Below are 16,412 nucleotides of genomic sequence, written 5' to 3'. Positions count from 1 at the left end.
GTTAGCCGCCGGCGATGGTCTGCAGGTTGGCCAGCGGTGTCAGGCCGCCAGAGATGAGCGAGATTGTCTTGGTCCACTGCGCATAAGGCGCCTCGGTGACATAGAGTGTATCTTCGTCGCGAATGACGAAATCACGCGCAATGAACAAGCCGTTGGGTTGGGTCAGGTTCAGCACGTAAACCATACGCTGTGCCCCTTGCAGGTCGTCACGGCCCAGGACCTGTCCTGCGACCTCGGCGGGTTCATTGCGGAAGACAAAAACACCAGTTGGATCAGATGCGATAGAGATCAGGCCGCCAACCTGGGCAATCGCCTCAAGTGCGGACAGATCCTGTGTTTCAAACGGAACACGTGCCTGCGCGTTGGTGGCACCAAGAGCCGTGAAAGACCTCGTGTCTTCCTCGACCAAGATACGGTCGCCGCCACGCAATGCGATGTCGAGTTGAGGGTTGTCGAACAGATCCTGGAACCAGATCTTGCCCTGCTGGTTGCCACGGATCACTGTGACCTGTGCAATGTCAGGCTGGATCGTGACGCCACCGGCTTGCGCCAGCATTGTGCCCAATGTGCGGGTCGGACGTTCGATCGGGTAGATGCCCTGAGCACCAACGGCACCCACGAGAGAAACGGTCGAGCCATCGCCGGCGAGGCGCCGCACCTGGACTTGCGGATCGGGGGTCTGATCTTCGAGTTTTGCGGTGATCATCTCGCGCAGTTGATCGGGTGTGTTGCCCGACGCACGAATTCGCCCGGCATAGGGCACGAAGATGAAACCGGCGCTGTCAACCTGAACCTCTTCCAGCACCGTCGAGTTTGCGGCCTCGCCGGCCAACAAACCATCATCTACGTTTTCCCAGACCGTCAGACCCAGCACATCGCCGGGGCGGATGGTGTCAGATGTCAGCTGTGACGCGTTTTGAAACCCGCTGGTGAAACCAAGCGCAGGGACAACAGCTGTGGCACGCGTAACCCGGTCATTGACTGAGACGATGAACGCGTCGCCTTCTTTCTGCACGGACCCGGCAAAGATTTCACGTTTGTTCGGGCCCACTTTGGGCAACGAACACGAGGCCACGATTCCAATCGCAGCCAGCACGGCAACGGGCTTCGCCCAACGGACGGACATGGATTTCACTGCTCGGTCTCCTCGACCTATTGTTATTCTGCCTGAATTTTTTTTAACAACCTATCGGAATCCGGACCAAAAATCCAGTCCCAGGTCTTGTGTCTTTCAGTTCACCAAACGCAACTGTTGCCTTGGTGCCGCTGTTCCGGATTTGAGCGCATCGTAAGGGTCATCCCCTGACAGCATCATGTCGACGACCTGGCGAAGCAGCTGTCGGCGCCCTTTTAGTGAATAGAACCCCCCCGGCACCTGGCTGGTTTCCAGCAGATAGCGGCGATAATCCTTGTAGGCGCGGCTGTCCGGTCGGCTGGCGCCGGCAAAGAAATCACGCAGGGGCTGGTCCGAGACAAACTCGGGCTTGGCATAAACCGCGCGGCCAAACACCTTGAGTGGAATACCGCGCCAGAGCACCTGCTGACCGGCGGTTGAATTCACCGTGACCGCAGTGCGCGCGTCGTTGAGCAGGCGGGCAAGTTTGCCCCCCCGCACATAGTGGACACGGCCGACCAGCCCGTGCTGTTTCGCCAAGCGTTTGACCTCACGCTTGATCGGAACACGGCCGTCCTCAAGCGGGTGTGCCTTGACGACCAGATGATGATGCTGCGGTGCACCCGCAGCAAAGCCTTCGAACATCTCGGCCAGAAACTCGGTCATGGTGGTGAACGGCGAATGCATCTGGAACGAGCTGTCGTGTTCCAGTTGCAAAAGAGCAAGGTGAAAGGGAAAGCCACCATTGCGCACGCGCCAAGTTGCCAGCCCTCGCTCCAGCCAATGGGCGGGCATCAAGAGCAGGCGTTTGAGATAGAGCCGAAACTCTTTCGTTACGGTCAGATCACGGTGCGGCTTGAAATTGCGATAGTCGCCGTTTCGAAACATCACGAACCAATGATAGAGCGCGCCGTAGAATACGTGGTGCCGGGTGTCACCCCAATGCGACGGGGGCAAGGGGGCCTCCATATCTGACAGCTCCAGCGCGGTCTGCATCTCGGTCAGGGACATGTCCATCAGGCGAGAGTTGCCGTTTGATCCGCCGCGCTCGTAAGTCACCCAATAGGGGCGCATGTAACCTTCTTCGAAAACGTGCACCGTCAACCCGCGTGCTTTGGCGATCTCGATCGCTTTGGCGTGGATGGGGCGTGTGTCACCATAAAGAACGATGTCGGTCACGCCGCGTGTGTCCAAAAGCCCGGCGAAGGTTTCAGGCCAGGCGTCGGGTGTGCCGCGAAAGGGGATATAGCTGGCGGGATGAAACCAGAAAGCGCGATCGCCCGCGTTGAAGCCCACTCGCCAGACTTCGGCCCCGGCGGCGCGCAGCATCCGGCCAAGCGCGTTGAAAAACGGCCCATGGGGACCCTGTAGAAACAGGAACACGCGCTGAGATTTTGCCGCTTCTGGCATCCTTGATCCTTTGGGCCGGGATGGCCACTGTTAACCTTCTACCCGACATTTCAGGCAAAACTATGGCTCTGGCGTTGCGTCAGGGCAAGCGGCGGGGGCTTGCCGGGGGCGAAACAGACCGTTACGTCAGGTGCTGATTTAGGCATGCAGAGGCAAATGAAATGTTTACCGGGATCATCACCGACGTCGGAACCGTGGCTGAACTGGAACAGCAGGGCGATCTGCGGGCGCGTATTCGCACGGGATACAACACTTCGGGCATCGACATTGGCGCTTCGATCGCAAGCGACGGCGTGTGTCTGACCGTGATCGCCCTAGGTGATGATTGGTACGATGTGCAGGTCAGTGCCGAAACGGTGGGTAAGACCAACCTGGATGCTTGGGCTGTCGGGCGCCGAGTGAACCTGGAACGCGCGCTGAAGGTCGGCGACGAGTTGGGCGGCCATATCGTGTCAGGCCACGTGGATGGTGTGGCCGAGGTGGTGGCGATGGTGGACGAGGGCGACAGCACCCGTGTGACGCTCCGAGCCCCCGAAGAGTTGGCACGGTTCATTGCGCCCAAGGGGTCGGTGGCTTTGAACGGAACGTCCCTTACTGTGAACGAGGTTGAAGGCTGCGATTTCGGTATTAACTTCATCCCGCACACCAAAGAGGTGACGACTTGGGGCGACGTTGCTGTGGGAGACCGCATCAACCTAGAGATTGACACTCTGGCGCGCTATGTGGCGCGGTTGAAGGACATGTCGTAATCGAGCGTTCGAGGGGCGAGAGGCTCCCGCCCGTCGGCCAAGCCCCTTGCGGGGCCTAGCCTCCCGTTGGGCCGGGCCGCCGCGCTGCGCGCGGCGGCGGGCGCCAGATCGATACCCATTGTGTTCAAAGCAACCTAACGTGGGCGTTTGAAGCGTGACGCCGGCCACAGGTGTAACCGCGCCGAGCCGATAGGCGAGGCGCCCGGCCCAAGGCCGTTCGCAGAGCTGACGCAGTCAGGTTTGCGCGGGCGCGGGAGCCCCCTGTCCATTGATCCTCAGCCCCAGATATCCCCGATGGTGTAGCCGTTGGGAAAGGGATCCGATGGATCGCGGGTCCAGTTGGCGGTGCCATAGATCCACCCCTGTCCCGAGAGGGTCGGAACGATTGCCGGGTATGGGCCAACTTGCGCGGTCTCGACAATCCGGCCTGTGAATGTCGTGCCCATCGGGCCGGCATTCACGTAATCCTGCCCCAACTCCAGCAGGCCCTTCGCGTGCAGCAACGCCATTTTTGCGCAAGTGCCAGTGCCACAGGGAGAGCGATCAAGAATGCCGGTCAAAGCCTCGGGCCGTTCGGGATCGTAATCTCCGGTCGAAACGGTGATGGCACCCAGTCCATCCGTACCCGGCGCAATTGGGTCGGCGTAGAGGTTGGTGATCGTGGGGCCGGTGATCGCAGGGTTCTCGGGATGCACCACGGGCAATTGTTCGGCGCAGGCGGCGCGCAAGGCCTCGGACAATTGCACGATGCGGGCGCCATTTTCGGGTGCCACTTCCAGTCCGAACTGGTCCGCCTGAGCTAGAACAAAGAACATCCCACCCCAGGCGACATCAACCACGGCCCGACCCAGACCCGGCACTTCGATCACGGCATCCAGGTGGACGGCAAATGCTGGGACATTGCGGAACTCGACCCGTGTGACCTTGCCGTCCTGACATGTGGCCGTGACTTGCAGCAGGCCCGCAGGCGATTCCAACGTCAGCTTGGTCACAGGCTCGACCATCGGCAGGATGCCGGTCTCAAGCAGTACGGTGACCACACAGATTGTATTCGAGCCGGACATGGGCGGGTATTCTGTCTGCTCCATGATGATGAACCCGGCGTCCGCACGCGGGTCACACGGTGGCACCAGCACGTTGCAGCAGAGCGCCGGATGCCCGCGCGGCTCGCGCAGCATCATCAGGCGGATGTCATCCGCATGGTCCTGCATCCACTGCATTTTCTCAAACACGGTGTTGCCCGGCATATGTGGCATACCACCGGTTATGACGCGGCCCGGTTCGCCCTCGGCGTGCGCCTCAACGGCCGTGATCATGCGAGTGACCTGCATTCCGCACCTCTTTGCTGTTTTGTTGGTACGCTAACACACCGACGGTGCGTTACGTTCACTCTAGAAGGGCGGCTAATGACTCGCAATTGCCGTGTGAGTGGGGTATTTCGCCAGTCAAACTCTTCTCCTCGAAAGGCCGTGCAATGAGCTTTGAAACACCCGGACCCGTCGAAACCACCTGGAGCGATGCGATCTCGCCAATCGACGAGATCATCAACGAAGCCCGCAACGGCCGGATGTTCATCCTGATCGACCACGAAGACCGCGAAAACGAAGGCGATCTGGTTATTCCCGCACAGATGGCAACGCCCGAGGCGATCAACTTCATGGCCAAACACGGGCGCGGACTGATTTGTTTGACCCTGACCGAAGAGCGCGTAGACGCGCTTGGACTGGAACTGATGTCGACCAACAACTCGTCGCGTCACGAAACCGCCTTTACCATCTCGATTGAGGCGCGCGAGGGTGTGAGCACCGGCATTTCGGCCCATGACCGGGCGCGCACAGTGGCTGTGGCCATCGACGCGGGTAAGACCGGTTCGGATATTGCCACGCCGGGCCACGTCTTTCCGCTGCGTGCGCGCGACGGTGGCGTATTGGTGCGCGCCGGGCATACCGAGGCGGCCGTGGATGTAAGCCGCCTGGCTGGTCTGAACCCGTCGGGGGTGATCTGCGAGATCATGAACGAAGACGGCACCATGTCGCGTTTGCCCGAGCTGGTTGCCTTTGCTCAAAAACACGGGCTCAAGATCGGCACCATCAGCGACCTGATCGCTTATCGCCGCCGCAACGACAACCTGGTTCGCATCATGGACGAAGAGGTCGTGAACAGCGAATTTGGCGGCGACTGGACCATGCGCATTTACCGGGACGAAACCCATGGCGACGAACATATTGCCATGATCAAGGGTGATATCTCTGGTGACAAACCGGTGTTGGTTCGGATGCATGTGCTCAACGCGATGCGCGATGTTCTGGCCATTGGTGGCGCCAAACGTGCTGGCAAGTTGGGCACTGCGATGAACCGTATCGCCGAAGAGGGGCGCGGCGTCGTGGTTTTGCTGCGAGATGTGGATCACGCTGTGAAAACCGAAGGCGGCGTCGGGCAAGAGGTGTCAACCAAAGTGCTGCGCCAGTATGGCTTGGGGGCACAAATCCTGTCTTCGCTGGGCCTGAGCAAGCTGGAGTTGATGACCAATTCACCCGCGCCGAACGTTGTGGGGCTGGATGCTTATGGTTTGGAAATCACCGGCACCAGCCGGTTGGACAAGGAGTAACCGCCAATGGCTGGTCACGAGCAGCACTATGTCATGCCCCGCGCCGAATTCGACAAACCGGTCAAGATCCTGATCGTCGTCTCGCCCTATTACAAGGACATCGCCGACAACATGGTTGCCGGTGCCGTGGCCGAGATCGAGGCCGCTGGCGGCACCCATGAGGTCGTTCAGGTGCCCGGGGCGCTGGAGATCCCCACTGCTATCGGGATTGCGGACCGTCAGACCAATTTTGATGGCTACGTCGCGCTTGGATGTGTCATCCGGGGAGAGACCACGCATTATGACACCGTCTGCAACGACTCGAGCCGGGCGATTCAGCTCTTGGGCTTGCAGGGGCTGTGCATCGGCAACGGCATCCTGACGGTTGAGAACCGCCCGCAGGCCGAGGTGCGAGCCGATCCGGCAGATCAGAACAAAGGCGGTGGAGCGGCCGCTGCGGCCTTGCATCTTATCGCGCTGCGCCGTAAGTGGGGCGCCTCAAAGGAGGGTGTCGGATTCAAGCCGCCCTCTGAGTCCATCCTTTTGGCTGGCGATAGCAACGGATCCACGACCGCATGACAAACGCAGGCGCGCCCCTTTCGGGCAACCAGAAACGCAAGATGAAGTCCGCCGCCCGGCTCTATGCCGTGCAGGCGCTCTATCAGATGGAGCAATCCGGCCAGACGACCGAGCAGATCGTGGTCGAGTTTCTGGATCACCGTTTCGGGGCCGTCTACGAAGACATCGAGATGCAAGAGGGCGACAGCACACTCTTTCGCAAGCTGGTGCATGATGCGGTGAACAACCAGGCATTGATTGACCAGATGACTGATCGGGCACTGGTGGCGAAATGGCCGATTGCGCGCATCGATCCAACGTTGCGGGGGCTGTTTCGGGCCGCCGGGGCCGAGCTGACACAAGGTGACACGCCGCCCAAAGTGGTGATTGTCGAGTTCGTCGACATTGCGCGCGCATTCTTCCCCGAGGGGCGAGAAGCGAACTTCGTCAATGCTGTGTTGGATCACATGGCGCGTGAAGCCAAGCCGGAATCATTTTGAGCCGCTATCACGTTGATCTGAGGCCAAAAAAATTGATGCAGGCGCTTGGGAAATAAAACGCCTGCATCAGAAAAAATAAAAAATAGTCCACTCAATACAGCTCCTAAGCTTCCACCACTCACTCATAGGATTCTCAGGTGCATACCAACAGTATCCTTATGAGACTGTGGGAAAAACCTATCGTTTCCGATAGTACTCGGGCGCGATGAGCCCCATTTGCACCGCGCGGACCAATGCGGCTTCGCGCGTTGCGGCCCCCAGCTTGTCGCGCGCGGATTTGATATGGGTGCGGACTGTGATTTCCTTGATCCCCAAAAGGTCGCTGATCTGATCGTTTCGCAAGCCTTCGCTGAGCAAGGCCAGCACCTGTTGCTCGCGTTTGCTAAGCGGTCGCGAGCTTGCCAGAATCGGCCCCAGATCCACAACGCTGCTTTCGTCTTCGCTTGTTTCAGGGCCCAGGTTGGTGGCGATGACGGTGGCCAGTATCCGCATCTCGCGCGCATGATCTGTCATGGTCTGCTCGGCATCCGGTCGATCCGAGCTGAGCACGACGATCTTTGCCTCATCGCCGGGGCAGGGAACCACCAGACTGAACAGGTGCATGTAACCAGACGCCTTCAGGCCGTTGTAAAGGCCCGAAGATTTCGGACTGTTGGCGGTGAGTGCTCGCTCTTCGCTTTTGACGTAGAGCGATTCTATTCCATTGGTTACCTGAGCAAAAAGGGGGTCTTCGTCGGAGTAGTTTCCAGAAGAATATTCCTCGAGCCATTCGGCCGACATTGAACTGCGCGACCATTTCAAAACGCCTGTCGTCGGCGAAAAACACCCCATGTTCAACGCATTGAAGCCCATATTTTTCAGACTTGAGACAACAAAATCCCATCGATCCTGATCAGAAAACAGCTGTGAAAGCTGATCCAACAACTCAAGAGCAAATTCGCTGATGGGCTTCATTCGGTCTCCGGTCAATTGGGCTGCGGTAGTGAGTGCACAACTGGCCGCAGTGTGTTTCGATCAAATCTGCGCTAAATTTAGGTCAGAGAAAAGGAAAATGCCTCATGCCCAAGCTGATCCGCCTCTATATCACGAATGTGTGTACTGGTTTTGGCCTGTCTGCCATCTTTGTTGGCGCTTTGTTGTGGTTCAACATTGCCAACCTTTGGGGGTTGATCAGCGGATCGGATGTCGCAGTGCTGGCGGTCTTCATGCTGTGGTTCATGAACGGGATCGTTTTTGCCGGGGTGCAATTCGCCCTTGCCGTCATGAACCTGGCCGAAAAGGACGACAATCACCGTGGAGGTACCCCGATCGCGGCTGAATTCACGCCTGCAAGGGTTGTCGCAAAGGCCAAATCGCGTCGCTAAATCATTGAGATTTTGGGGAATGTGGCGGGACCACCAGTCAACCGTGGTGCTTTGATTCCCGAGGACCTGTATATACAGGTGGGCGCCAGGTAACCGGACCACGGTCCGGACAGAGCCAGCTCCCTCGGAATTGCTTAAGGCCACCGGAATGCTGCATATCACGAGAAGGGCAGAACCCGCCACGCTCCTAACTAGGCTGCATGGCGGGCCGTTACAAGGGCTCAGGCAACAACAAGTTCGTGGATCGCGTCGCGCATCCGGGCAATGTGATCGTCCCAACCTTTGTCGAGCGCCAGAATAAGCCCGAACGCCTCGGCGCCCTGAGGCAACCCTTCATGCTCCAACGACAGTTGAGTGCCGCCCGCGACCTGTGTGAGCGTCCATTTGACCGTGCTCACTGCGTCGCCCATAGGTTTGACGGTAAAGGAATATTCCAGATATTCGGGCGCGCGCGCCACCGTGACTTCTCCCCAGATCAAGAGGTCGCCGCTTTCTGTCCCAAACATCTCAAGCTTTGATCCCTGTTCCAGCGGACGCTCGGGGCGATGAAACCATTCGGCCAGGCGATCGGGCTGTGTCAGGTATTCCCAGACAGTTTCTCGCTTTGCGTTCAGATAGATGGATTTTCTCAGATCGGCATCAGTCATCATTTCCTCCTTCAATGGCAGTTTTCAAATCGTTCAGTCGGGCATCCCAGAACCGGTCAAAAAAGCTGAGCCAGTCGAACACGGGCGCCAGCCCCGCAAGGTTCAGACGGTTGAGGCGCTCGCGTCCCCGCACTTCGGTGGTGATCAGGCCGCCGTCCGACAGCATGGTCAGGTGCTTTTTGACGGCCGCACGGGTCATGTCGAACTGGTCTGAAACCTGGGCAATCGTCATGTCCTGCTCGGTCAGCAGGCGCATGATTTCTCGGCGGGTCGGGTCGGCCAGGGCGCGAAAGGCGAGGTGTGGGTTTTGGGTCATGTCGTGTCACCGAGAAAGGGATACCAATTGGTTCTATTTATGAGATACCTTTTGGTGTCATGTCAAGCTTGGTAAATCGGCCTTGAAATTTGTTCACGAATTGTTCACCATTGCGATCATGAATTTGGACCTGCAACCCGGACAGAAACTTGCACGCGGTGTCGCCCGGCACCTGCGCAGTCATAACTTTGTTTCTGTTGAAGAATTTGTGCCAACCCGCGGCCTGCGGGTCGATGTTCTGGGCCTGGGTCCCAAGGGTGAACTTTGGGTGATCGAGTGCAAATCCAGTCGCGCGGATTTTCAGTCCGACAACAAGTGGCAAGGTTATCTGGAATGGTGTGATCGCTACTTTTGGGCGGTCGATATCGATTTCCCGACAGAGCTTTTGCCCGCAGAATCGGGTTTGATCATTGCTGATTCCTACGGGGCCGAAATTATCCGCATGCCCGACGAACAGAAACTTGCGCCCGCGCGGCGCAAGGTGATGGTGCAAAAGTTCGCGACTCACGCGGCCCGCAGATTGCAGGCGCTGCGTGATCCCGGCATTCCGCCCGAGATGTTACCCTGAGACGTTACTCAGAAACGGCGCGCGCGGCCTGTGCGGCGGCGCGGATCTCTTCTGCGATCTCTTCGGCCTCTTCCGGATCGAAATCCATTGGCACTTCGATACCCTGCGATTCGATGAAAATGCGCACCATCCCCGCGTCGGTGGGGCCGATTTGCATGTTGGCTTCGATGTCGCGTTCGGTGTTGATACCCATGGGTGCCTCTTTTTCCGGTAAGGCCTTGTGCTATCGCGCAGGGGCTTGAAAATCAAGCCGGGTCCGGGGTCTGTTGGGGGTATGTCTCAGGTGATTTTACGTAGATTCGAAGCGGACGATGTCGATTGGCTGGTTGAACAGCACGGCACGCTTTATGCCCAGGCCGAAGGGTTCGACGACAGCTTTGGTGAACTGGTTGCCCAAATCCTTGCGGATTTTGTCAACGAGCATGATCCAGACCGCGAACGGGGCTGGATCGCCGAAGAGGGGGCCCAAAGGCTTGGCAGCATCTTTTGTGTTTCTGTTGGGCCCAAGACGGCAAAACTGCGGCTGTTTCTGCTGACGCCGCAGGCGCGCGGCAAGGGGCTGGGCAAACGACTGCTGCAAACCTGCATGGATTTTGCGCGCGATTCCGGCTATACTGAAATGGTGCTGTGGACCCATGAAAGTCACCGCGCAGCTTGTGCTTTGTACGCCAAGTTCGGGTGGCAATTGGTGGACAGCAAACCGGTTCGATCTTTTGGGGTAGATTTGGTCGAACAAAGCTGGCGGATTGATCTTTAACCTCTTGCAATCTCCGGACGGGTTATATAAATCGCCCCCAGTGCCGCCTTAGCTCAGTAGGTTAGAGCGCCTGATTGTGGATCAGGAGGTCCCCCGTTCGAGCCGGGGAGGTGGTACCATCCCACACATCCCTGAATAATTGGCCGTTTAGCTCGATATTCATTTGTAATCCTGCTTCGATTACAAAGGCATGGCGCATGAACTTCGCGTAGGGTCATGCGGCGGCGTTACCATTGTCATCCCCGCAAAAGTCACCGTTCCGGAAATCAACATGGCACCCAGAACCCAAACCCAAACTGGGCGGCTGTTCATCCCGATCAGTGGCAGATCCAGGCGGCGATCCATGACTATTTTCCACACGGCAAGAGAGCGAAGGGACCGTGGGCCGTCAGAACAGGGGGGTGTACTGACGAACCCACGAGAGGCTTGTGAGTGATGACTGATGCCTCTTGCCCACACTCTAGCCGACGGGTCCGTGGTCGCAGCGCGTCCAGAGGTGTATTGGATCTATACCAAAGGATAGTCGGCTAACCGGCCGACTTCAGTCGACGGCCACGGTCTGCTTCAGTGCGCCGGTGGTTTTGTCGAAGATCAGGATGCGGTTGTCGTCGGTCACAACGGCATACCAGTTGGGCCCGATTGTCACGGCCTGGGCGGATGCCCCGTCAGGCAATTCCACGTCTTGAGGCAAAGTGGGGGTGCGGTCAGACAAGCGGATGACAATCAGGGCAAATGTCAATACAACGCCGCCAATCATCACCGCGGTCAGCGCCATGACCATCCGTCGCAACCATTTCAGTTGCGGGGTTTCCTGCGGTTCCACAGGCTCATCAGAAGGGATTGTCATGGGCACCCGCCAGATTGAATTCGTCATCGCGGACGCACCGCCGCCCCGCCTTGATAAGGCGCTTTCGCGGGATGTGCCAGCCGAAGCCACCCTGTCCCGCACCCGCCTGGCACGGCTGATCGAGGCCGGGCAGGTCACGGTCGATGGCGTGGTGGTCAAGGATGCCAAGGCCAAGGTGGGGGCTGAGGCAGTTGTTGTCATCACTGTGGAAGAGGCCGAAGACAGTCATATCGGCCCCGAAGATATCCCGTTGGACGTGGTGTTCGAAGATGACGATCTGATCGTGATCAACAAGCCAGCGGGTATGGTGGTGCATCCGGCACCGGGGTCTCCGTCCGGCACGCTGGTCAACGCACTGCTGCATCATTGCGGAGATAACCTGTCTGGTGTGGGGGGCGTGAAACGTCCCGGTATTGTGCATCGAATTGACAAAGAAACCAGTGGTTTGCTGGTCGTTGCTAAATCGGATGCTGCGCATCAGGGGCTTGCCGCGCAGTTCGAAAAGCACACGGTTGAACGCTACTATCGCGCGCTGTGTTATGGCGTGCCCGACGCCAATGATCCGCGGCTGCGCGGGGTCAAGGGCGTGAGCTTTGAGCCGGGCAACATCATGAAGCTCAGCACCAACCTGGCGCGTCACAAGACCGATCGTCAGCGTCAGGCCGTGCTGTTTCAGGGCGGGCGCCACGCGGTGACGCGGGTCCGCATTGTCGAACCATTTGGCAGGCCGCATGTGGCGGCCTTGGTGGAATGTTGGTTGGAAACCGGGCGGACACATCAGATCCGCGTTCATATGGCCCACGCGGGGCACGGGCTGATTGGGGATCCCACCTATGGTGGCAAGCGCAAACTGTCCGCCAAAGCTTTGAACCCGAATGCACAAGACGCAGTTCGCGCCTTTCCACGGCAAGCGCTGCACGCGGCCGTCTTGGGGTTCGTCCACCCCGTCACCGGCGAAGATTTGCGGTTCGAGGCGCCTTTGCCACAAGATATGGAAAGTTTGATCACGGCGCTCAGGTTGCCCCTGACATGAACAGCACAAAGGCGTGAGGCGTATACTCTCACCTTTTCTTAATCAAAGCTTAATCAGAATATTGTAGCCCCAGCACTTGTAAGGGCAACATAGGTGACCCATATCCTATGTTAAGTCCTTAAACATTTAAGGGAGGGACATAAAAGATGGCAAATTACGCAAATCTCCCCGCACCGACGCCTGAGGGCGGTCTGAACCGCTATATGCAGGAAATCCGCAAGTTTCCGCTGCTGGAACCGGAAGAAGAATACATGCTCGCCAAACGGTGGGTTGAGAAGCAGGACACGGATGCAGCCCACAAAATGGTCACGTCGCACCTGCGATTGGCGGCCAAGATCGCCATGGGCTATCGTGGCTACGGTCTGCCGCAGGCCGAGGTGATTTCCGAGGCCAACGTGGGTCTGATGCAGGCGGTCAAGAAGTTCGATCCCGAAAAGGGTTTTCGTCTTGCGACCTATGCGATGTGGTGGATTCGCGCCTCGATCCAGGAATATGTCCTGCGCTCGTGGTCGATGGTCAAGCTGGGCACGACCTCGGCGCAGAAGAAGCTGTTTTTCAACCTGCGCAAGGCCAAGGCCCGCATCGGCGCGTTGGAAGAGGGCGATCTGCGCCCCGAAAACGTCAAGCGGATTGCGACCGATCTGGGTGTGACCGAGGAAGAGGTCATCAGCATGAACCGCCGCATGTCGGGCGGGGACGCGTCGTTGAACGCGACCGTCGGCTCCGAGGGCGAGGGGACCATGCAATGGCAGGACTGGCTTGAGGATGAAGACGCCGATCAGGCTGGCGATTATGAAGCGCGCGACGAGATGGAAGCACGCCGCGAGCTGCTGGCGCAGGCCTTGGACGTGCTGAATGATCGCGAAAAGGACATTCTGACCCAACGCCGTCTGGCGGAGCAGACCGTGACGCTTGAGGATTTGAGCACGCAGTACAATGTCAGCCGTGAACGCATTCGTCAGATTGAGGTGCGTGCGTTCGAAAAGCTGCAAAAGAAGATGCGCGAACTGGCGCGTGAAAAGGGGATGCTGGGCTCCAGCTGACCTTTCTAGACGCCCCTCGTGCGCAAGCCCCGATCGAAAGATTGGGGCTTGTTGCATTTTGCAAGGGGAAACACTCCCGCCCGTCGTTGATTTTTCTGACGAAAAACCGCCTCTGGTTGGGCCGGGCCGCCGCGCTGCGCGCGGCGGCGGGCGCCCAGTTGCGGACCGACTATGTAATTGCGTCCGTTTGGTAAAGCGTGACCTTTATGCCGCCATGCGCCACCGGTGCCGACGTCGGTTTGAAGCGCAGCCCGGTTGCCTTGGCCAAGCTCGCCTCGTTGGTGATGATGCCAACGCGCCAGCCCTTGAATCGTTGTTTCAAAGTTCTTCCAAGCGCGTCATAGAGCGCGTAGAGGGCTTTCTTGTCCCCAATGCGCCCACCATAGGGCGGGTTCACGATCACCAATCCGGAAGGGCCTTGGGGGCGCTCGGCCTCGCTTGTGCCGCAGTGGCGGAAATGGGTCACTGCGCCGACGCTTGCCCGGTCTGCGTTGGCTGCGCTCATCTCAATCGCTCCGGCGTTCCTGTCCGAGCCATAGAAATTCCATGCCAGGTCAGCGGGTTCTGCGGGGGACTTCAACGCGTCAAACGCATTTGAATCAAATGTCGCCAGTTGCTCAAAAGCAAAGCCGCGCGACCGGCCAGCCTGCAGACCCATGGCCATCTCGGCGGCCTCGATCACAAATGTGCCGGAACCACACATCGGGTCCAACACCGGTTCTTGCCCGTCAAAGCCGCACTGGCGCAGAAACAGCGCGGCCATGTTCTCGCGCATGGGGGCTTTGCCGACCGCCACTTTGTGGCCGCGTTTATGCAGCAGCTCGCCTGAGGTATCCACGCTGAGTGTGCAGGTGTCATCCTCTATCCGGGCTTTCACAACGACCTGCGCGTCTGGATCAATCGGTGCGCCCAATTCCTCGGCGAGTGCTCGTTCAATGCGTTCGGCTGCTGCGCCTTCGTGGTAGATCTTTGAGCGTTTACACGTCACCTCGACCCGTACGGGCACATCGGGGCGCATGACGCGGGTCCAATCGAAATCGCGCGCCAGTTTGTCCAGCTGCGCCAGATGGGTCACCCGAAACTGACCGATGCGGGCCAGCACCTTAGAGGCTCCGCGAAGCTCCAGATTGGCCCGCCAGACATCCGCCCAAGTGCCGCGAAACCGTACCCCGCCGGGCGCGGCCTTTGCTTTGCGAAACCCCCGCTCCAGGGCCTCATCGCGCAGGGCAAGCTCCAGTCCCGGGGCCACAGCTGCAAAGATTTCGAATTTGGCGTGCATGTTCATGGCGCCTCTCTACCCGCAAGGCCCCATGAGTTCGACCCTTTATTGCAGCCGTTGCCGGAACACGCGAACCATGTTTTCGCCCATGACCTTGCGGATCTGTGCCCTGGTCAGCCCTTCGGCCATCAGACCAGAGGTGAGAGCAGCCAATTCGGACGTGTCAAATGCCGTCTCGACTGACCCGTCATAGTCCGAGCCGAGCGACACGTGATCTTCGCCCACGGCATCGACTGCGGCCTTGATCATCTTGGCGATGCCGCGCGGAGTGATATCTCCGCAGGTCACATCGGCCCAATAGCCCATGCCGATCACACCGCCAGTTTCGGCAATCGCCTTCATCAGATCGTCGGGATAGTTGCGCTTGACCGGGCAAAAGCCATGCAGCCCCGTGTGGCTCACGATCAGCGGCATATCGGTCATCTCGATCACCTCGCGCGCGACCTGCGGGCTGGAATGGGCGAGGTCGACAACCACCGGGCGGGTTTCCAGTTCCTTGACCACAGCGCGGCCAAAGTCGCTGAGACCCTGGTTGCCTTGCCCATGCAGCGAGCCGCCCAATTCGTTGTCAAAGAAATGGTGAAGGCCAAATACCCGATGACCTGCGTCAAAGATCGGGCCGATCTTTGATAAGTCCCCTTCGAGCGGGTGTGCGCCCTCGATGCCCAAGATACCGCCAACAATGTCCTGACCGTCTGCCTTGGCGGCCAGCACTGCCTCAAGATCGGCTTGGGTCTTGATGATCTTCAGGCGGCCATCGGATTTGGCCTCGAACTCGTGCAGTTTCTCGGCTTGATAGATTGCACGCTCAAACAAGCTCCCCCAGGTGCGCAGAGGCCAGAGTTGGCCGATGGCCAAAAGGGTAATGTTGTCAAAGGCCTCGGACGAGTTGTTGTCATAGTTTTGACCAGCAGGGGATTTGGTGACAGCTGTGAAAACCTGCAAGGCGACGTTGCCGTCGATCAGCCGGGGCACGTCCACCTGGCCGCGTGTACCGCGTTCGGTCAGGTCGCGGCTCCACAGCAGCGGGTCGGCATGCAGATCGCCGACGATCAGCGTCTTGTGTAGCGCAGCGGCCGCCTCGGTGATGGGATAGCCGTCGTGGTCGATCACGTTGTTGCTGGTGTCTTCGACATAGGCGGGCAGGACGCCAAAAAAGATGATGGCCCCGATGACAACAGCCAGGGCCACAAGTCCACCCAGCCATTTCAACACTCTGCGCATGTGCTTTCTCCCGGTGCGATGCGATCTGGCGTCAGGTTAGGGTGGGTTTGTAACGGCGCAAAGGCTGACTTTACGTCTCTTGCGTTCGTGTGGAATACTCAACCCCCGAACCGAGAAGGAGGGCGTCACATGGCCGGAGGATGGGCCCGAGACGGGGCCGTGAGCGAACAGATCGAGGCGTCGATCTCGGATGAGCTGGCGCGGATGAAGCAGCGCCGGGAACCTCAGGGCGAGAGCCTGACCCATTGTGCCGAGTGCGAAGAGCCTATCCCGGAGAAGCGCCGCCTGGCTTTGCCTGGGGTCAAGCTTTGCATCGACTGCCAGCAGGAGCGCGACGGTTCGTTTCAGGCGCGTGGTGGGATCAACCGGCGCGGGTCAAAGGACAGTCAGCTCAAATAGACCGCGCCGGTTCTGCA

The 16,412-nt window shown here is 58.9% G+C and carries 20 protein-coding genes and 1 tRNA gene; 11 read left to right on the top strand and 10 right to left on the bottom strand.

The window, feature by feature from the left end:
* Position 1: 1 nt before the first annotated feature.
* Together TRL7639_RS13135 and TRL7639_RS13130 are read right to left on the bottom strand one after the other, a co-directional pair.
* Positions 2-1,126 carry a polysaccharide biosynthesis/export family protein gene (locus tag TRL7639_RS13135; protein ID WP_085796088.1) on the bottom strand — a complete coding sequence of 375 codons (1,125 nt, stop codon included), beginning with the start codon at positions 1,124-1,126 and terminating at the stop codon, positions 2-4.
* Positions 1,127-1,231: 105 nt separating this feature from the next.
* Entirely contained in the window at positions 1,232-2,524 is a 1,293-nt protein-coding gene (locus tag TRL7639_RS13130; RefSeq protein WP_085796087.1) for a capsule polysaccharide biogenesis protein, read from the bottom strand.
* Between the two features lie 161 nt (positions 2,525-2,685).
* On the opposite strand from TRL7639_RS13130, the gene TRL7639_RS13125 reads away from it, so the two are divergent.
* Entirely contained in the window at positions 2,686-3,273 is a 588-nt protein-coding gene (locus TRL7639_RS13125) for a riboflavin synthase (protein ID WP_085796086.1), read from the top strand.
* 275 nt (positions 3,274-3,548) lie between these two features.
* Here TRL7639_RS13125 and TRL7639_RS13120 read toward each other — a convergent pair whose 3' ends face one another.
* Positions 3,549-4,604, bottom strand: a complete 1,056-nt coding sequence (locus tag TRL7639_RS13120; protein ID WP_085796085.1) for a proline racemase family protein — start codon at positions 4,602-4,604, stop codon at positions 3,549-3,551.
* Positions 4,605-4,747: 143 nt separating this feature from the next.
* Here TRL7639_RS13120 and ribB point away from each other — a divergent pair, with 143 nt between their 5' ends.
* Genes ribB through nusB form a run of 3 tightly spaced genes read left to right on the top strand, consistent with a single transcriptional unit; the run spans position 4,748 to position 6,918 of the window.
* Positions 4,748-5,881, top strand: a complete 1,134-nt coding sequence (gene ribB, locus TRL7639_RS13115) for a 3,4-dihydroxy-2-butanone-4-phosphate synthase (RefSeq protein ID WP_085796084.1) — start codon at positions 4,748-4,750, stop codon at positions 5,879-5,881.
* A gap of 6 nt (positions 5,882-5,887) precedes the next feature.
* Positions 5,888-6,439 carry a 6,7-dimethyl-8-ribityllumazine synthase gene (locus TRL7639_RS13110; protein ID WP_085796083.1) on the top strand — a complete coding sequence of 184 codons (552 nt, stop codon included), beginning with the start codon at positions 5,888-5,890 and terminating at the stop codon, positions 6,437-6,439.
* On the top strand, positions 6,436-6,918 hold the full coding sequence (gene nusB, locus TRL7639_RS13105; protein ID WP_085796082.1) for a transcription antitermination factor NusB: 483 nt from the start codon (positions 6,436-6,438) through the stop codon (positions 6,916-6,918). The genes TRL7639_RS13110 and nusB overlap by 4 nt, the downstream gene beginning before the upstream one ends.
* A 177-nt stretch (positions 6,919-7,095) precedes the next feature.
* On the opposite strand, the gene TRL7639_RS13100 is transcribed toward nusB, so the two are convergent.
* The gene (locus TRL7639_RS13100; protein ID WP_085796081.1) at positions 7,096-7,872 is read right to left on the bottom strand and encodes a helix-turn-helix transcriptional regulator; all 777 of its coding nucleotides are present in this window, start codon (positions 7,870-7,872) and stop codon (positions 7,096-7,098) included.
* A gap of 104 nt (positions 7,873-7,976) precedes the next feature.
* Between TRL7639_RS13100 and TRL7639_RS13095 the strand changes: the two genes are divergently transcribed.
* Complete coding sequence (locus TRL7639_RS13095) at positions 7,977-8,282, top strand: hypothetical protein (RefSeq protein ID WP_085796080.1); 306 nt, start codon at positions 7,977-7,979, stop codon at positions 8,280-8,282.
* A gap of 221 nt (positions 8,283-8,503) precedes the next feature.
* Here TRL7639_RS13095 and TRL7639_RS13090 read toward each other — a convergent pair whose 3' ends face one another.
* Positions 8,504-8,929 (bottom strand): SRPBCC family protein, encoded by a 426-nt coding sequence (locus tag TRL7639_RS13090; RefSeq protein ID WP_085796422.1) that lies wholly within the window; start codon positions 8,927-8,929, stop codon positions 8,504-8,506.
* Positions 8,922-9,245 (bottom strand): ArsR/SmtB family transcription factor, encoded by a 324-nt coding sequence (locus TRL7639_RS13085; RefSeq protein WP_085796079.1) that lies wholly within the window; start codon positions 9,243-9,245, stop codon positions 8,922-8,924. Before TRL7639_RS13085 ends, TRL7639_RS13090 begins: the two co-directional genes overlap by 8 nt.
* 118 nt (positions 9,246-9,363) lie before the next feature.
* Here TRL7639_RS13085 and TRL7639_RS13080 point away from each other — a divergent pair, with 118 nt between their 5' ends.
* Entirely contained in the window at positions 9,364-9,813 is a 450-nt protein-coding gene (locus TRL7639_RS13080; RefSeq protein WP_085796421.1) for an MmcB family DNA repair protein, read from the top strand.
* Between the two features lie 4 nt (positions 9,814-9,817).
* Here the strand turns inward: TRL7639_RS13080 and TRL7639_RS13075 are convergent, their stop codons facing one another.
* On the bottom strand, positions 9,818-10,006 hold the full coding sequence (locus tag TRL7639_RS13075) for a DUF6324 family protein (RefSeq protein ID WP_085796078.1): 189 nt from the start codon (positions 10,004-10,006) through the stop codon (positions 9,818-9,820).
* An 81-nt stretch (positions 10,007-10,087) separates the two neighbouring features.
* On the opposite strand from TRL7639_RS13075, the gene TRL7639_RS13070 reads away from it, so the two are divergent.
* A complete protein-coding gene (locus TRL7639_RS13070; protein ID WP_085796077.1) occupies positions 10,088-10,570 on the top strand; it encodes a GNAT family N-acetyltransferase in 483 nt (160 codons plus the stop codon).
* A 42-nt stretch (positions 10,571-10,612) separates the two neighbouring features.
* Positions 10,613-10,689, top strand: a tRNA-His gene (locus TRL7639_RS13065).
* Positions 10,690-11,111: 422 nt separating this feature from the next.
* Here TRL7639_RS13065 and TRL7639_RS13060 read toward each other — a convergent pair.
* Positions 11,112-11,417, bottom strand: coding sequence for a DUF6476 family protein (locus TRL7639_RS13060; protein ID WP_085796076.1), 306 nt, complete (start codon positions 11,415-11,417; stop codon positions 11,112-11,114).
* Here TRL7639_RS13060 and TRL7639_RS13055 point away from each other — a divergent pair.
* Together TRL7639_RS13055 and rpoH are read left to right on the top strand one after the other, a co-directional pair.
* Positions 11,416-12,450, top strand: a complete 1,035-nt coding sequence (locus TRL7639_RS13055) for an RluA family pseudouridine synthase (protein ID WP_085796075.1) — start codon at positions 11,416-11,418, stop codon at positions 12,448-12,450. The genes TRL7639_RS13060 and TRL7639_RS13055 overlap by 2 nt on opposite strands.
* A gap of 146 nt (positions 12,451-12,596) precedes the next feature.
* A complete protein-coding gene (gene rpoH, locus TRL7639_RS13050; protein WP_085796074.1) occupies positions 12,597-13,493 on the top strand; it encodes an RNA polymerase sigma factor RpoH in 897 nt (298 codons plus the stop codon).
* Between the two features lie 169 nt (positions 13,494-13,662).
* Here the strand turns inward: rpoH and TRL7639_RS13045 are convergent, their stop codons facing one another.
* A complete protein-coding gene (locus TRL7639_RS13045) occupies positions 13,663-14,778 on the bottom strand; it encodes a THUMP domain-containing class I SAM-dependent RNA methyltransferase (RefSeq protein ID WP_085796073.1) in 1,116 nt (371 codons plus the stop codon).
* Positions 14,779-14,817: 39 nt separating this feature from the next.
* Entirely contained in the window at positions 14,818-15,996 is a 1,179-nt protein-coding gene (locus tag TRL7639_RS13040) for a dipeptidase (protein WP_085796072.1), read from the bottom strand.
* A gap of 129 nt (positions 15,997-16,125) precedes the next feature.
* Between TRL7639_RS13040 and TRL7639_RS13035 the strand changes: the two genes are divergently transcribed.
* Positions 16,126-16,395 (top strand): DksA/TraR family C4-type zinc finger protein, encoded by a 270-nt coding sequence (locus tag TRL7639_RS13035; protein WP_085796071.1) that lies wholly within the window; start codon positions 16,126-16,128, stop codon positions 16,393-16,395.
* Positions 16,396-16,412: the final 17 nt, after the last annotated feature.

This window comes from Falsiruegeria litorea R37, from assembly GCF_900172225.1.
Lineage (GTDB): Bacteria > Pseudomonadota > Alphaproteobacteria > Rhodobacterales > Rhodobacteraceae > Falsiruegeria > Falsiruegeria litorea.
Note: the sequence above shows the minus strand (reverse complement) of the source record. Positions and strands in the feature narration are given on the sequence as shown.

Coding starts and splice junctions, on each gene's coding strand:
- TRL7639_RS13135 (WP_085796088.1), bottom strand. CDS start 1,126: ATGTCCGTCCGTTGGGCGAAGCCCGTTGCCGTGCTGGCTGCGATTGGA.
- TRL7639_RS13130 (WP_085796087.1), bottom strand. CDS start 2,524: ATGCCAGAAGCGGCAAAATCTCAGCGCGTGTTCCTGTTTCTACAGGGT.
- TRL7639_RS13125 (WP_085796086.1), top strand. CDS start 2,686: ATGTTTACCGGGATCATCACCGACGTCGGAACCGTGGCTGAACTGGAA.
- TRL7639_RS13120 (WP_085796085.1), bottom strand. CDS start 4,604: ATGCAGGTCACTCGCATGATCACGGCCGTTGAGGCGCACGCCGAGGGC.
- ribB (WP_085796084.1), top strand. CDS start 4,748: ATGAGCTTTGAAACACCCGGACCCGTCGAAACCACCTGGAGCGATGCG.
- TRL7639_RS13110 (WP_085796083.1), top strand. CDS start 5,888: ATGGCTGGTCACGAGCAGCACTATGTCATGCCCCGCGCCGAATTCGAC.
- nusB (WP_085796082.1), top strand. CDS start 6,436: ATGACAAACGCAGGCGCGCCCCTTTCGGGCAACCAGAAACGCAAGATG.
- TRL7639_RS13100 (WP_085796081.1), bottom strand. CDS start 7,872: ATGAAGCCCATCAGCGAATTTGCTCTTGAGTTGTTGGATCAGCTTTCA.
- TRL7639_RS13095 (WP_085796080.1), top strand. CDS start 7,977: ATGCCCAAGCTGATCCGCCTCTATATCACGAATGTGTGTACTGGTTTT.
- TRL7639_RS13090 (WP_085796422.1), bottom strand. CDS start 8,929: ATGACTGATGCCGATCTGAGAAAATCCATCTATCTGAACGCAAAGCGA.
- TRL7639_RS13085 (WP_085796079.1), bottom strand. CDS start 9,245: ATGACCCAAAACCCACACCTCGCCTTTCGCGCCCTGGCCGACCCGACC.
- TRL7639_RS13080 (WP_085796421.1), top strand. CDS start 9,364: ATGAATTTGGACCTGCAACCCGGACAGAAACTTGCACGCGGTGTCGCC.
- TRL7639_RS13075 (WP_085796078.1), bottom strand. CDS start 10,006: ATGGGTATCAACACCGAACGCGACATCGAAGCCAACATGCAAATCGGC.
- TRL7639_RS13070 (WP_085796077.1), top strand. CDS start 10,088: ATGTCTCAGGTGATTTTACGTAGATTCGAAGCGGACGATGTCGATTGG.
- TRL7639_RS13055 (WP_085796075.1), top strand. CDS start 11,416: ATGGGCACCCGCCAGATTGAATTCGTCATCGCGGACGCACCGCCGCCC.
- TRL7639_RS13060 (WP_085796076.1), bottom strand. CDS start 11,417: ATGACAATCCCTTCTGATGAGCCTGTGGAACCGCAGGAAACCCCGCAA.
- rpoH (WP_085796074.1), top strand. CDS start 12,597: ATGGCAAATTACGCAAATCTCCCCGCACCGACGCCTGAGGGCGGTCTG.
- TRL7639_RS13045 (WP_085796073.1), bottom strand. CDS start 14,778: ATGAACATGCACGCCAAATTCGAAATCTTTGCAGCTGTGGCCCCGGGA.
- TRL7639_RS13040 (WP_085796072.1), bottom strand. CDS start 15,996: ATGCGCAGAGTGTTGAAATGGCTGGGTGGACTTGTGGCCCTGGCTGTT.
- TRL7639_RS13035 (WP_085796071.1), top strand. CDS start 16,126: ATGGCCGGAGGATGGGCCCGAGACGGGGCCGTGAGCGAACAGATCGAG.